Source organism: Bacillus sp. FS02, assembly GCF_024398395.1.
GTDB lineage: Bacteria > Bacillota > Bacilli > Bacillales > Bacillaceae > Bacillus > Bacillus altitudinis.
This window is the reverse complement of the sequence record NZ_CP074101.1, coordinates 3,222,413-3,235,368: the sequence shown is the minus strand read 5'-3', so window position 1 is coordinate 3,235,368 and position 12,956 is coordinate 3,222,413. Positions and strand designations below refer to the sequence as shown.

The following is a 12,956-nucleotide window of genomic DNA, read 5'->3' as shown; positions in this document are numbered from 1 at the left end:
GGCAGTGTTTATCTGCACTCGGGACTAGCTTCTGTTAAAGGTCTGATAAGGCTTTTCTCAGCAAACAAAGCCTCTCTCTGCAACAGCTTTTTAACGTACTCGGGTCCGTCATTGAATTCAATATGTATGAATCGAAATTATTATAGACAACTCGGCTCGTCTTGTCAATGAACGCTTCGTCTCATGTGAATATATTGCACAATAATGACCCTCATAATGGCTGCGGACGGCACGGCTAAAATCATCCCAATCAAGCCAAACAGCTCACCTCCAGCGAGTAACACCAGCATGATTACGACAGGATGCATATGCAGGCTTCTCCCGACAATGATCGGACTCAGTACATTGCTTTCTAAAAATTGAAGCACGGCTACTGTAATTAGCACAATGATCACTGACTTCACTGAGATGGTAAAAGCGATGAAGACAGCTGGAATCGCTCCAATAATCGGGCCAAAATACGGAATAACATTCGTTGCGCCAATTAACATACCTAGTACAAGCGGATATGGAATATGGAACAGCCAAAGAACAATGGCGGCAGCACCTCCAATTAAAGAACAGACAAGCAATTGCCCTCTAATATAATCCCCAAGTGAGTCATCCACTGCTTTCACAAAGGCATGTCCCCTTTTTCGGAAGCTTGGCGGGGTTAAATACCATGCTGCCCGCTTCATCGTGTTCATATCTTTTACCATATAAAAGACAAGAAAAGGAATAAGTGCAGCAACTAAGGCGTAATCAAGCAGTACTTTACAGCTTAGAATCATCCGCTCTGCCCCATTTGCGGCATACGTCTCAGATTGGGCAATAAAACGATCCAGCCGTTCATGCAGTCCATCAGGCCAGTGACTTGTATGACGATGAACATGTGATAAAGCACCATTATACGTTTCGGCAAGCATGGGAATTTGCTCCGACAATTCATTTAACTGAGCGATTAAAACCGGTGCCCCTTTATACACAGCCAAACCAATGCCGCCAAAAAACAGCACATATATCAATAAGAGACTGATCGTCCTTGGCAAACCTCGCTTATGTAGTCTTTCAACAATTGGATAAAGAAGATAAGAAATAAAAATAGCGATAAGAAGCGGGATCAAAACCGCTTTAAGCAATAAAAAAATAGGCATCCATAACTCGTCGAGCTGAACCAAAATGAGTAAAGACGCAAGGACAAGCAGTACACCTGCAGCATATATTAGAAACTCGATCGGACGTTTCTTCACCTTTTTCACCTCTCTTCTTATTGTTTAACCAACTTCTGCAATTATCCATGTAAATAAAATTTGTCCTAACTTTGTTAAAAATGAATACACATGAAACATACGGCTCCATCCAAAGTCACTGTTTGCTGTAAAAATCTCGTTAGAAAATATTCCATTATTTTCTTGTTTTCGCCTCATTTATGCTAGAATCCGCTTTAGCTCAATCTTTAGAAGAGGAGGTTCTTCATGATCACATTCGAAGAAGTCAACAAGCATTACGGCCAGTTCCATGTACTTAAGGACATTAACCTACATATTCAAAAAGGTGAGGTTGTTGTGATCATCGGTCCTTCAGGGTCTGGAAAAAGCACGATGCTCAGGTGTATCAATCGTCTTGAAAGCATTGATGAAGGAAAAGTCCTTGTCAATCAAGTGTCTGTTCAGCATCCGAAAACCAACATCAATCTCATCAGGCAAAATATCGGGATGGTGTTTCAGCACTTCCATCTTTATCCGCATAAGACGGTGCTTGAAAACATTATGCTTGCGCCGATGAAGGTTAAAAAAGTGAGCAAAGAAGAAGCAAAGGAAACAGCTGAATTTTATTTAAATAAAGTTGGCATTCCTGAAAAAGCAGACACCTACCCTTCTAGACTCTCAGGAGGACAGCAGCAGCGTGTGGCAATCGCAAGGGGACTTGCAATGAAACCTGAGGTCATGCTTTTCGATGAACCAACATCAGCTCTTGATCCAGAGATGATCGGTGAGGTGCTAGATGTGATGAAACAGCTGGCAAGGGAAGGAATGACAATGGTCGTTGTCACACACGAGATGGGGTTTGCCCGTGAAGTCGCGGACCGCATTGTGTTTATTGATGAAGGAAGAATTCTTGAAGAATCTACACCAGCTGCCTTTTATGAAAAACCGCGCGAGAAACGCGCTCAGCTCTTTTTAAGCCGTATTTTAAATCACTAGGGGGAATGAATTTGATGAAAAAAATGAAACGCTTTGGCCTATTACTGTTGATGACTTGCTGTATGATCGCTCTCGCTGCCTGCGGCTCTGCCGAGAAAGGCTCAACCGATGCAAAACAAAGCAGCTCATTAGAAGCCATTAAGAAAGACAAAAAAATCGTTTTCGGTGTAAAAAACGATACTCGTTTATTTGGTCTAAAAAATCCTAGTAGCGGGGATATTGAAGGGTTTGATATTGATATCGCAAAAGCGATCACTAAAGAAATGCTCGGTGATGAAGGAAAAGCAGAATTCAAAGAAGTGACATCTAAAACAAGAATTCCTTTACTGCAAAAAGGAGATATTCATGCCATTGTTGCCACAATGACGATCACAGAAGAGCGTAAAAAAGAGGTCAATTTCTCAGATGTTTACTTTGAAGCAGGACAATCACTGCTTGTGAAAAAAGGCAGCGACATTCAATCGATTGATGATCTTAAAAAAGGTACGAAGGTGCTTGCAGTGAAAGGGTCCACTTCTTCTCAAAACATTCGCGAAAAGGCACCAGAAGCATCCGTTTTAGAATTTGAAAATTACCAAGAAGCCTTTACAGCCTTAAAATCAAATCAAGGGCAAGTTCTGACAACTGATAATGCAATTTTATTTGGCATGGCAGACGAAGATTCAAATTATGAAGTCGTTGGTGGAACATTTACCGATGAGCCTTATGGCATCGCTGTGAAAAAAGGCGATGAAGAATTGACAGAAGCCATTAATAAAGCGTTAAAGGCATTAAAAGACAATGGAGAGTATGACAAGATTCATAAAAAATGGATCAAAGAATAATCAATTGACTCGATCAACCTCAACACCCTCAGGAGAGCCGCTTGCCGGCTCCTCTGTTGATTAGGAAGGAAGTGAACTGATTGCTGCGGTTTTCCATTTTAACTGAGAACTTCCATCTTTATTTAGAAGGGTTTAAATATACGATTGGTGCAAGTGTCATTGCGTTGATTGGAAGCTTTTTCATCGGTACACTCATTGCAATTATGAGAATTGCGCCACTAAGGCCGCTCAACTGGTTAGGGACGGCTTACGTGGAATTTATTCGGAATATTCCGTTATTATTGATCACCTTTGTGTTCTTTTTTGGTTTACCGGTACTTGGCATTGTGGCAGATGGCTTTACAGCAGGAACCATTGCCCTCTCCATTTATACGTCTGCTTTTATCGCTGAAGCCATTCGTGCAGGTATACAAGCTGTACCGCTTGGACAAATGGAAGCAGCTAGAGCTTCTGGTCTGTCCTATGGCGGAACGATGCGATATATTATTCTGCCGCAGGCCATCAAAATTGTCATTCCACCACTTGGGAATCAATTTATCAACCTTGTGAAAAACTCGTCTATTTTAGGTGTCATTGCAGGGTTTGATCTGATGTACCAAGGAGACCTTATCGCTTCGAGAACGTTTGTGACATTTGATGTATACATCTTTGTTGCCATGTTCTATCTTCTATTGACCATTCCGCTTAGTCTAGGCGTTGGTTATTTAGAAAAAAGATTAGCCCGAAGCCACTAGAAAGGAGGAAACACAATGGATTTTATAGGTGCCTACCAGCCCGATCATCTCGCCTTTTTACTTGAAGGATTTGCTGTCACCTTAAAAGTGGCTTTTATCTCCATCATTTTAAGCTTTATCATCGGATTAGTCGTTGGCACATTGAGGTTCGCACAAATCCCTATTTTATCAAAGGTGCTTGCGGTCATTGTTGAAACCGTTCGGAACCTGCCGCTTTTGCTGATCATCTTTTTTACGTATTTCGCCCTGCCTGAAATCGGTATTAAGCTGAGCATTACGGCCTCTGCCATTGCGGCTTTAACCGTGTTTGAATCCGCCATGCTGTCAGAAATTATTCGTAGTGGATTAAAATCAATTGATAAAGGACAAATCGAAGCGGCCAGGTCCTCTGGTTTAACGTATATTCAAACGTTAAAAATGATTATCATGCCACAGGCGTTACGCCGAATGGTCCCGCCGATTGTCAGTCAATTTATTTCTCTTTTAAAAGATACATCGCTTGCCGTTGTGATTGCCCTTCCAGAGTTATTGCATCACGCGCAGATTTTAAATGGTCAAAGCCAATCTTATTTACTTCCTATTTTCCTCTTGGCGGCCATGATGTATTTTGTTGTTAACTTCAGCTTGTCCTTACTTGCACGGAGATTAGAGTACAGGCAGGCATAAAAAAAGGACATCCGCTCATGGTGGATGTCCCTTTTTGTTTAAAGCATTCGCATAACTCGTTTTCTCATCTTTTTCATATCCCGCTTAGATGGCATATCATATCGACTTGCAAAGTGATATGCGAGTGCACCTGCACCAAGCGTTAATAGTGAAGAAGTCATTTTGCCCATTCGAAATTCCCCCTTAACACTTATAGTTGAATTGAACGTTCATCGTCACTAAACAGGTCGTCTAAACTGCTTAGTGTACCGTCTTCCTCCACTTGGTGAGTAGATATTTTGCCTTTTGACAATGTCAATTCAATAAAACAGCCCCAGCAATAATATTGATTGACCCCAATTTTTCCGATGTCTTTACATTTGCAATTTGGGCAAATGAGCATATTCAGCACCTCTTTACGTTCGGTTTAGAACAAGTGCTTCCTTTTGAACGTCCATCAAGGTTCCGGCAGCATGTAGCTGCTTTCGAATCCCTGATAGCTCTGTAAAGAAGCCGTCCGAGAGTTCATATGCTACGATTGTGCCCGAATTCATGCAAAAGTATACATCTTCCAAAACACCTAATGTTTCACCATCTGGCGTATGGATCATTTTCTTTTTTAATTTCGAAAAGAAGAAGAAGGATGGGGCGGAGGCATCTATTTCGACTCCCTTCTGGCAGCTCACATATAGACCTTTGTCTGTCAGTTTGTCGCCAGCTGAGAATGGAATGAAAGCACAGTCTTTCTTTTTCCCATCTAATACATATCCTCCGCAGCTGCCGCCGGCTAAAAAGCAAATATCTTTGATCGCCCCAAGTGAATGAGACAGCTCGTCTGTATAGATCGTCAGTCCTTCAAGCTCTCGACATGTTCTCAAAATGTGATCAACCACCTTTTCGGAACAGTCTTATCGTGTGCGTTTCCTCTATGACTCATACGAAGAAATGGCTTCCATGAAGGAAGCCATCAGCGTGTAGACAAACCCTCGCATTCTTTGTCAGTCCTACGTGCTGGTGCTCACGGTTGTCAAATTCGCTCCGCGCCAGTACTCGTCCTTCTTAGGGCTGCAAAGGTTTTCTTTCACGCTGAAAAAAAACAAAGGGCTAAAATCAAGTTCATTTTAGCCCTTTGTTTAACAATATGATGGCTTCCATGGAAGCCATTTACTCTTGCATAAAATCAAACGGGGTGATTCCCTCCATGCCAATATTGGCATCGTGTACGCTGAAAGGAAGTTCTTTTTGGAGGGCTGCTAGCTCAGCATCCATGACTTCTTCCGTTTCAGTAAGACGCATAGTTAAAGACGTTTGTCTGAGGGAGTCTTCATTATTTTTCACGCCCCACTCTAATGCTGATTCCTCACCGCACAAAATTAAAAACTTTTTACTTCGTGTAATGGCCGTGTAAAGCAAATTTCTTCGAAGCATTCGATAATAACTTCTCACGACTGGCAGCACCACGATTGGGAATTCACTGCCCTGGGATTTATGAATCGAGCAACAATAAGCGTGTGTAAATTGATGAAAATCTTTTTTCGTAAACGTGATTTCATTTCCATCAAAGGAGATGACTGCCATATCTTCTTTTTCCGTGTTTTCTTTCGCATAAAAGATCGAGACAATTTCTCCAATATCTCCATTAAAAATGTTATTCTCGGGCTGATTGACAAGCTGAAGTACCTTATCACCTGTCCGGTAGACGACATCACCAAATGGAATTTCTCTTCCTTTTGGCTTTTTAGGATTCAAAATTTGCTGGAGCATTTTATTCAGTTCATTAATGCCTGCTTTTCCTTTATACATCGGGGCAAGTACTTGAATGTCCTTTGCTGAATAACCCTTTTGAGCAGCATTGCTGACCACTTTCTCGATGACTTCTTTCATTTGGTCACTAGAGCATTGAATAAAGGATCGATCCTTCGAGCGTGCAGTAATATCCTTTGGCAAAACACCATTTTTCATATCGTGCGCAAGCTCAACAATTGTTGAACCGTCTGCCTGCCGGTAAATATCAGTTAATGTAACTGCCGGTATAGCTTGTGACGCAAGCAGGTCTCTTAACACTTGACCAGGCCCGACAGATGGAAGTTGATGTTCGTCTCCAACCATAATGACTTGAATATGATCTGGGATCGCCTTAAACAAATGGTTCGCCAGCCAAATATCCAGCATACTCGATTCATCAATGATGACAAGCTTTCCTTCAATCGGCTGGTCTTCATCATGTGAGAAGCCTTCTGATCCATTCCAGCCTAGCAGCCGGTGAATGGTCACAGCAGGCAGTCCAGTGGATTCTGTCATTCGTTTCGCAGCACGTCCAGTTGGTGCGGCAAGCACGAACGGAAATGCTTCATCTTTTTTATAATCACCCGGGTCAAGAGATACGCCGTGAAGATCGCTGTAAAGCTCGACAATCCCTTTAATGACCGTCGTTTTCCCTGTACCCGGTCCGCCTGTTAAGAGCAGCATCGGGGACATGAGTGCCTTTTGAATGGCTTCTTTTTGAGTCGGTGCATACTGGACACCTAGCCGCTCCTCCAGTTCACCGAGTGCAAGCAGAAATTCTGATTCAGGAAATTGATCTGCATATTCCGTTTGAGCGACAATTTTTTGAATACGTTTTGCCACACTTTGCTCCGCATAAAAGAGCGACGGATGATAACAGCGATCATCTTCAATGATCATGTCTTTCCCTTCACCAAGTGCAATGATCTGATTGGCAACGTCCATTTCAGTCACTTTGTAGTCATTGCCGGTTTGATTCAGCAATTTACGGGTTTCGATGATCAGATCTTTCGTTTGTATGTACGTATGACCGTCTTGCAGGCTTGCTGTCTCAACGGTATACAAAAGGGCTGCACGAATGCGTTCTGGATCATTTCCAGATATCCCTGTTCTAGCGCCGAGTTCATCTGCTTTAATAAATCCAATCCCCTCGACGTCTTTGACGAGCTGATAAGGGTTTTCTTCAATTTTCTGCAACGTTTCACTCTCGTACGCTTGGTAAATCTTCATACTAAGCTGAGGACCAAAACCATATTGATTCAGGCTGATCATGATTTGCTCAAGCCCTTGATGCTCTTGAAGTGCGGCAGCCAGCTTATCTGCCTTCTTTTTTGACAGGCGAGGGACGTTATACAACACAGACGGATCACGCATAATTTGATGAAGCGTCTGATTGCCAAGCTTGCCGACGATTTCTTCCGCCGTCTTTTTCCCAATCCCTTCAAACAAGTCACTAGAGAGATAATGAATGATGCCTTGCTTTGTTGTAGGGACTTCCTTTTGAAAATGGGTGGCTTGAAACTGCTCACCAAACTTCGGATGACTTGTGACCTTGCCATAGAAGGTGTAGGTTTCCTCCTCATGCAGCGCTGGGAAGTACCCTGTGACAGATGCTGTTTTTTCCTCTAAATTCTCTGATGTTTCAATGACTTTTACTTTTAACACCGAGTATAAATTACTTTCGTTATGGAAAATAACAGCTTGAACCGTCCCTTTTAAAAACGGTTCGTCTTCAAGCTTCATTTGATCTGGATGTTCCTGCACAGGTCTTCCCTCCTTCCAGTTATTCTGCCTCTTGAATCAGCTTTTGCGCATGCAATGCAAGCATATGATCAGGCTGCACGTCAATGGCTTTTCCTAGCATTTCAAGCGCTTCGTCCTTTTTCTCTAAATACGCATACGCAACACCTGCATTATAAAAGGCGTCTGCATGCTGCGGATCTCGCGTAATCACTTCAGTAAAGACTGCGACCGCTTCCTCCAGCAGATGTTCATTCGCTAAGCACATGCCAAATTGAAATCTTGCTTCGTTATCTTCTTCGTTTAGCTCAACTGCACGCTGAAGATAAGGCATCGCAAGCTTTGGCTGCTCTAATTTCATCAGTGTCTGCCCTAACATATAAAACAAATCACTGTTTTCCATTCCAGCTTGTAGTGCTTGCTCAAAATAGTCTTTCGCTTTCATAAAGTCTTCTTTCATCGTGTAGACATTTCCTGCTCCGTAATAGGCTGCAGCTGCTGTATGATCAAGTTCAATGGCTTTTTGAAAGAAGTTCAAAGCACGTTCAAATTCATGAACACTTGAAAGTAAATTCGCAAAGTTAATATATGGAACCGGGTCCTTTGGGCTTTCTTCAATGGCTTTCGTAAAAGCTTCAGCTGCCTGTTCGATGTTCCCTTGATTTAAAGCTTCAATACCGATTTCGTTATGATTCATTCGCTCTCTTCATCCTTTCATTAAAAAACCTCAACAGCGACGTTGAGGTTTTTAACACATGTTACACATACGACAGCTTTTGGCCATCTTTAAAGACATCGTCAATGGTCCCGCCGCCAAGACATTCTTCGCCATCATAAAAAACAACAGCTTGTCCTGGAGTGACAGCACGGACGGGTTCATCAAAGATCACCATTGCTTCCTGCTCACCTGTCATTTTGACTTTTACATGATGGTCTTCTTGACGGTATCGGAATTTCGCTGTGCATGTGAGTTCACCGTTTTCACCGACAATATGAGGACGAGTCCAGCTGATGTTAACAGCTGAAATACTTTCAGAGTATAAAAGCGGATTGTGGAAGCCTTGTTCAACAAATAAGATATTTTTCTCTAAGTCCTTCCCAACAACGAACCACGGATCACCGCTTCCACCAATGCCAAGTCCTTGGCGTTGACCGATCGTGTAATACATCAGTCCATCATGTTCACCTTTTACTTCTCCGTCCATTGTCTGCATCACACCGGGCTGTGCAGGCAAATATTGGCTAAGGAACGTTTTAAAGTTTCTTTCCCCAATAAAGCAGATGCCCGTAGAATCTTTTTTCGTTGCTGTTGCGAGCTCTGCTTCTTTCGCTAATTCACGCACTCTTTTTTTCTCTAAATCGCCAATTGGGAACAACACTTTATCAAGTTGTTCTTGAGTCAGCTGATTCAAGAAATAAGTTTGGTCTTTGTTTGTATCAAGACCTCTTAGCATTTTCACTTCATCGCCGGTTCTGTCGACACGGGCATAGTGGCCTGTTGCCAAATAATCCGCTCCAAGCGACAATGCATGCTCAAGAAATGCTTTGAACTTAATTTCTTTGTTACACATGACATCTGGGTTCGGCGTTCTGCCTGCTTTATATTCATCAAGAAAATATTGAAACACTTTGTCCCAATACTGTTTCTCGAAATTCACTGCATAATATGGGATTCCAATCTGGTTACAAACACGAATGACATCCTCATAGTCCTCCGTTGCTGTACATACACCATTTTCATCTGTGTCATCCCAGTTTTTCATAAATATGCCGATTACATCATAGCCTTGCTCCTTTAACATGAGCGCAGCAACTGATGAATCGACGCCTCCGGACATACCGACCACAACTCTTGTGTCTTCAGGTCTTTTTGTCATCTTCATCAACTCCAATTTCAATGAAACAACGTGCGCGTTTCGTTCTTCAGGTGCCTAGCTGTTTCATTTTTCACACACGAACAAAAGGGGAGCATTTATTTGGCTAGGCGTTTCACGACAGCCGCTATCTTATGCGCCGCCTGCTTCACATGTTCCTCTTCATTTCCAAGACCGAAGCTTATTCTGACTGAGGATGTCAGCTCTTTTGCTTCTTCACCATACATGGCGCTTAATACGTGCGAAGGAAGGACAGATCCAGCCGTACATGCTGACCCGCTTGAAACAGCAATCCCTTCCATATCTAAGTTCACAAGTAACGATTCAATAGAAACACCCGGGAAGTGGACATTTAAAATATGCGGCAATGTCTCTTTCGGATGTCCATTGATAGAGAAATTGAGTGATTCCTCTTCGAATACTTGCAGCATCGCTTCTTTGAGCTTACCATAATGCACTGCTTTTTCTCTTCTATTTTGCTTTGTTAATTGAACTGCTTCTGCAAGTCCAATGATTCCCGCCACATTTTCAGTACCAGCACGGCGTTTTCTTTCTTGTTCTCCTCCGAATAGCTGCGGAGAGAGCTTCACACGTTCGTTGACGTATAAAAAGCCTGTTCCCATCGGACCATTTAGTTTATGGCCAGAAGCAGATAAGAGATCAATATGAAGATCTTGTACATCAATTGACACTGTTCCAAATGCCTGTACAGCGTCTGTATGAAAATGAGCAGCGTGATCATGCAAAAGTTGACCAATTTCTTTGATTGGCTGGATCACACCCGTTTCATTATTGCCATACATGATGGTCACAAGAATTGTATCGTCTCTTAGTGCTTGTTTTAATTGATCAAGATGAATCAATCCAGTGTGATCCACATCTAAATACGTCACATCAAAACCAAGCTTCTCTAAGCGTTCGCATGTATGCAGCACTGCATGATGCTCAGTTTTTGTTGTGATGATATGTTTTCCTTCATGCTGCCTTGCCATTGCAACACCTGTAATGGCCAAGTTGTCTGCCTCTGTTCCCCCGCTTGTGAGGATGATCTCCTGCTGCTTACAGTGTAATTCTCCTGCAATGACTTCCCTTGCTTCATCGAGCCACTTTCTTGCCTCGCGCCCATATGAATGAATACTAGAGGGATTGCCAAATATCTCTGTAAAGTAAGGCATCATCTTGTCCACAATTCGCTGATCCATCGGCGTTGTGGCTGCATGATCTAAATAGATACGTTCCATTTCCGGTACACCTCTGATCTAAATATAGAACATATACGCCTCTTGATCCTCGTCATCTTTATAACTTGCCAAGTCTTCAAGAGTTGTATTGTCTAGTACGTCTTTTACTGCATCACGAATACGAATCCAAAGTGCACGCTTTGCTGGCTCTTCGTTTTCGATCACTTCAACAGGACTAATAGGTCCTTCTAATACACGAATAATATCACCGGCTGTAATCTCGTTTGGCTCATGGGCAAGCACATAGCCGCCATACGCTCCGCGGATACTTTTCACAAGACGTGCATTGCGAAGTGGTGATACAAGCTGCTCTAAATAATGCTCAGACAAATCATTGTTTTGAGCGATTGATTTTAATGATGTAGGGCCTTCGCCATGTTTTTTGGCTAATTCGATCATGATCGTCAGACCATATCTGCCTTTAGTAGAAATTTTCAAGTTAAACACCTCTGCGTTTTCTATTTCTATGTCATCAATTATTTTTCTGATTTCATATACGCTTATATAGACCAAAAGCAATTATATCATACTTTTAGCCAACTTTCATTTGCGGGTTCTGAGCTCAAAACGAGGACGCATCCCTTTTCTATTTGAAGAAATTTCGGTACTCTATACAAACAAGACATTGCTTTAGGAGAGATAATCATGAAACCTTTAGCGTATCGGATGCGCCCAAGTCATATTGGAGACATTATTGGGCAGGAGCATCTCGTTGGAGAAGGTCAAATTATTAGACGAATGGTCGAGGCAGAACATTTGTCCTCGATGATTTTATACGGACCGCCGGGAATCGGCAAAACATCCATTGCAACTGCAATCGCTGGCAGTACAAGCATTGCCTTCCGTACATTGAATGCGGTGATTCATAACAAAAAAGATATGGAAGCTGTCGCCGCTGAAGCGAAAATGAGTGGTCAAGTCATCTTGATTTTAGACGAAGTCCACAGACTCGATAAAGGGAAGCAGGATTTCCTTCTTCCGTATTTAGAAAATGGCATGATTATTTTAATTGGCGCGACAACAGCTAATCCGTATCATGCGATCAACCCAGCCATCCGTAGCCGGACACAAATATTTGAGCTGAAGCCGCTGGAAACAGAGCAAATCAAAGCTGCATTATCTCGAGCTTTACAGGATGAACATCGCGGGCTTGGCGGTTATTCGGTCAAAGTTGATGAGGAGGCAATGAATCATTTTGCAAATGGATGCGGAGGAGATGTGCGTTCCGCTTTAAATGCGCTTGAACTAGCCGTCTTATCGACAAAAGCGGATGAATCTGGACAGATCACGATCACTCTAGCTGCAGCAGAAGAATGTTTACAAAAAAAGAGCTTCTCGCATGATAAAAACGGTGATGCCCATTATGATGTCCTCTCGGCTTTTCAAAAATCCATTAGAGGATCTGACGCAGATGCTGCGCTGCATTACCTTGCAAGACTCATTGAAGCGGGAGACCTTGAAAGCATTTCGAGACGATTACTTGTGATGGCTTATGAAGATATTGGCTTAGCCAGCCCGCAGGCAGGGCCACGTGTGTTAAGCGCTGTTCAAACAGCTGAGAGAGTTGGTTTCCCAGAAGCACGAATTCCACTCGCTAATGCCGTGATTGAACTGTGTCTTTCTCCAAAGTCAAACTCCGCTTACCAAGCGATTGATGCGGCACTGCATGATATTCGCACGGGGAAAATTGGTGAAATTCCCGTTCATTTAAAAGATGCCCACTATAAAGGGGCAGCAGCACTTGGAAGAGGCGCCGATTACTTATATCCGCACGATTATGAAAATGGCTGGGTGAAGCAGCAATATTTACCTGACCCGCTGAAAAACAAGCAATATTATGAACCAAAGCAAACTGGAAAATTTGAAGGTGCACTAAAGCAAGTGTACGAAAATTTAAGACGGCAAAAATAAAAAAAGCCCCCTGCTCTAA

14 protein-coding genes and 1 other annotated feature (1 of these 15 cut by a window edge) are annotated in these 12,956 nt (G+C 42.6%); of the genes, 5 read left to right on the top strand and 9 right to left on the bottom strand.

Annotated elements, in window-relative coordinates; all coding sequences use genetic code 11:
- Positions 1–121: a binding site (T-box leader), on the bottom strand (it extends 87 nt beyond the left edge of the window).
- A gap of 43 nt (positions 122–164) precedes the next feature.
- Positions 165–1,229 (bottom strand): AI-2E family transporter, encoded by a 1,065-nt coding sequence (locus tag KFQ09_RS16500; protein WP_060832471.1) that lies wholly within the window; start codon positions 1,227–1,229, stop codon positions 165–167.
- A 225-nt stretch (positions 1,230–1,454) separates the two neighbouring features.
- Here KFQ09_RS16500 and KFQ09_RS16495 point away from each other — a divergent pair, with 225 nt between their 5' ends.
- From KFQ09_RS16495 to KFQ09_RS16480, 4 genes are all read left to right on the top strand, one after another.
- A complete protein-coding gene (locus tag KFQ09_RS16495; protein WP_007501456.1) occupies positions 1,455–2,183 on the top strand; it encodes an amino acid ABC transporter ATP-binding protein in 729 nt (242 codons plus the stop codon).
- 14 nt (positions 2,184–2,197) lie between these two features.
- Positions 2,198–3,007 (top strand): transporter substrate-binding domain-containing protein, encoded by an 810-nt coding sequence (locus KFQ09_RS16490; RefSeq protein WP_017367698.1) that lies wholly within the window; start codon positions 2,198–2,200, stop codon positions 3,005–3,007.
- A gap of 80 nt (positions 3,008–3,087) precedes the next feature.
- Complete coding sequence (locus KFQ09_RS16485; protein ID WP_007501460.1) at positions 3,088–3,741, top strand: amino acid ABC transporter permease; 654 nt, start codon at positions 3,088–3,090, stop codon at positions 3,739–3,741.
- Between the two features lie 15 nt (positions 3,742–3,756).
- On the top strand, positions 3,757–4,407 hold the full coding sequence (locus tag KFQ09_RS16480; protein WP_017367699.1) for an amino acid ABC transporter permease: 651 nt from the start codon (positions 3,757–3,759) through the stop codon (positions 4,405–4,407).
- Between the two features lie 38 nt (positions 4,408–4,445).
- Here KFQ09_RS16480 and KFQ09_RS16475 read toward each other — a convergent pair whose 3' ends face one another.
- The 8 genes from KFQ09_RS16475 to cymR all read right to left on the bottom strand — a co-directional run bounded on the left by KFQ09_RS16475 (position 4,446) and on the right by cymR (position 11,464).
- Positions 4,446–4,577: a YrzQ family protein gene (locus KFQ09_RS16475; RefSeq protein ID WP_008342695.1), complete on the bottom strand. Its 132-nt coding sequence runs from the start codon at positions 4,575–4,577 to the stop codon at positions 4,446–4,448.
- 20 nt (positions 4,578–4,597) lie between these two features.
- Positions 4,598–4,789, bottom strand: coding sequence for a hypothetical protein (locus KFQ09_RS16470; RefSeq protein WP_003216308.1), 192 nt, complete (start codon positions 4,787–4,789; stop codon positions 4,598–4,600).
- A gap of 13 nt (positions 4,790–4,802) precedes the next feature.
- Positions 4,803–5,264, bottom strand: a complete 462-nt coding sequence (locus KFQ09_RS16465) for a PRC-barrel domain-containing protein (RefSeq protein WP_046344105.1) — start codon at positions 5,262–5,264, stop codon at positions 4,803–4,805.
- Between the two features lie 286 nt (positions 5,265–5,550).
- Positions 5,551–7,935 (bottom strand): SF1B family DNA helicase RecD2, encoded by a 2,385-nt coding sequence (locus KFQ09_RS16460; protein ID WP_060832472.1) that lies wholly within the window; start codon positions 7,933–7,935, stop codon positions 5,551–5,553.
- Positions 7,936–7,954: 19 nt separating this feature from the next.
- Positions 7,955–8,608, bottom strand: coding sequence for a tetratricopeptide repeat protein (locus tag KFQ09_RS16455; RefSeq protein ID WP_008342707.1), 654 nt, complete (start codon positions 8,606–8,608; stop codon positions 7,955–7,957).
- A gap of 61 nt (positions 8,609–8,669) precedes the next feature.
- Positions 8,670–9,788 carry a tRNA 2-thiouridine(34) synthase MnmA gene (mnmA, locus tag KFQ09_RS16450; protein WP_008342709.1) on the bottom strand — a complete coding sequence of 373 codons (1,119 nt, stop codon included), beginning with the start codon at positions 9,786–9,788 and terminating at the stop codon, positions 8,670–8,672.
- A 95-nt stretch (positions 9,789–9,883) separates the two neighbouring features.
- Positions 9,884–11,026: a cysteine desulfurase family protein gene (locus KFQ09_RS16445; protein ID WP_025207703.1), complete on the bottom strand. Its 1,143-nt coding sequence runs from the start codon at positions 11,024–11,026 to the stop codon at positions 9,884–9,886.
- A gap of 18 nt (positions 11,027–11,044) precedes the next feature.
- Entirely contained in the window at positions 11,045–11,464 is a 420-nt protein-coding gene (gene cymR / locus KFQ09_RS16440; RefSeq protein ID WP_008342713.1) for a cysteine metabolism transcriptional regulator CymR, read from the bottom strand.
- A gap of 207 nt (positions 11,465–11,671) precedes the next feature.
- On the opposite strand from cymR, the gene KFQ09_RS16435 reads away from it, so the two are divergent.
- Positions 11,672–12,937, top strand: a complete 1,266-nt coding sequence (locus tag KFQ09_RS16435) for a replication-associated recombination protein A (protein WP_060832473.1) — start codon at positions 11,672–11,674, stop codon at positions 12,935–12,937.
- The last annotated feature ends 19 nt before the right edge of the window (positions 12,938–12,956 follow it).

What these genes read in the sequence shown, in the direction of transcription:
- KFQ09_RS16495 (WP_007501456.1), top strand. Translation starts at nt 1,455, where the DNA reads ATGATCACATTCGAAGAAGTCAACAAGCATTACGGCCAGTTCCATGTA.
- KFQ09_RS16490 (WP_017367698.1), top strand. Translation starts at nt 2,198, where the DNA reads ATGAAAAAAATGAAACGCTTTGGCCTATTACTGTTGATGACTTGCTGT.
- KFQ09_RS16480 (WP_017367699.1), top strand. Translation starts at nt 3,757, where the DNA reads ATGGATTTTATAGGTGCCTACCAGCCCGATCATCTCGCCTTTTTACTT.
- KFQ09_RS16475 (WP_008342695.1), bottom strand. Translation starts at nt 4,577, where the DNA reads ATGGGCAAAATGACTTCTTCACTATTAACGCTTGGTGCAGGTGCACTC.
- KFQ09_RS16470 (WP_003216308.1), bottom strand. Translation starts at nt 4,789, where the DNA reads ATGCTCATTTGCCCAAATTGCAAATGTAAAGACATCGGAAAAATTGGG.
- KFQ09_RS16455 (WP_008342707.1), bottom strand. Translation starts at nt 8,608, where the DNA reads ATGAATCATAACGAAATCGGTATTGAAGCTTTAAATCAAGGGAACATC.
- mnmA (WP_008342709.1), bottom strand. Translation starts at nt 9,788, where the DNA reads ATGACAAAAAGACCTGAAGACACAAGAGTTGTGGTCGGTATGTCCGGA.
- KFQ09_RS16445 (WP_025207703.1), bottom strand. Translation starts at nt 11,026, where the DNA reads ATGGAACGTATCTATTTAGATCATGCAGCCACAACGCCGATGGATCAG.
- KFQ09_RS16435 (WP_060832473.1), top strand. Translation starts at nt 11,672, where the DNA reads ATGAAACCTTTAGCGTATCGGATGCGCCCAAGTCATATTGGAGACATT.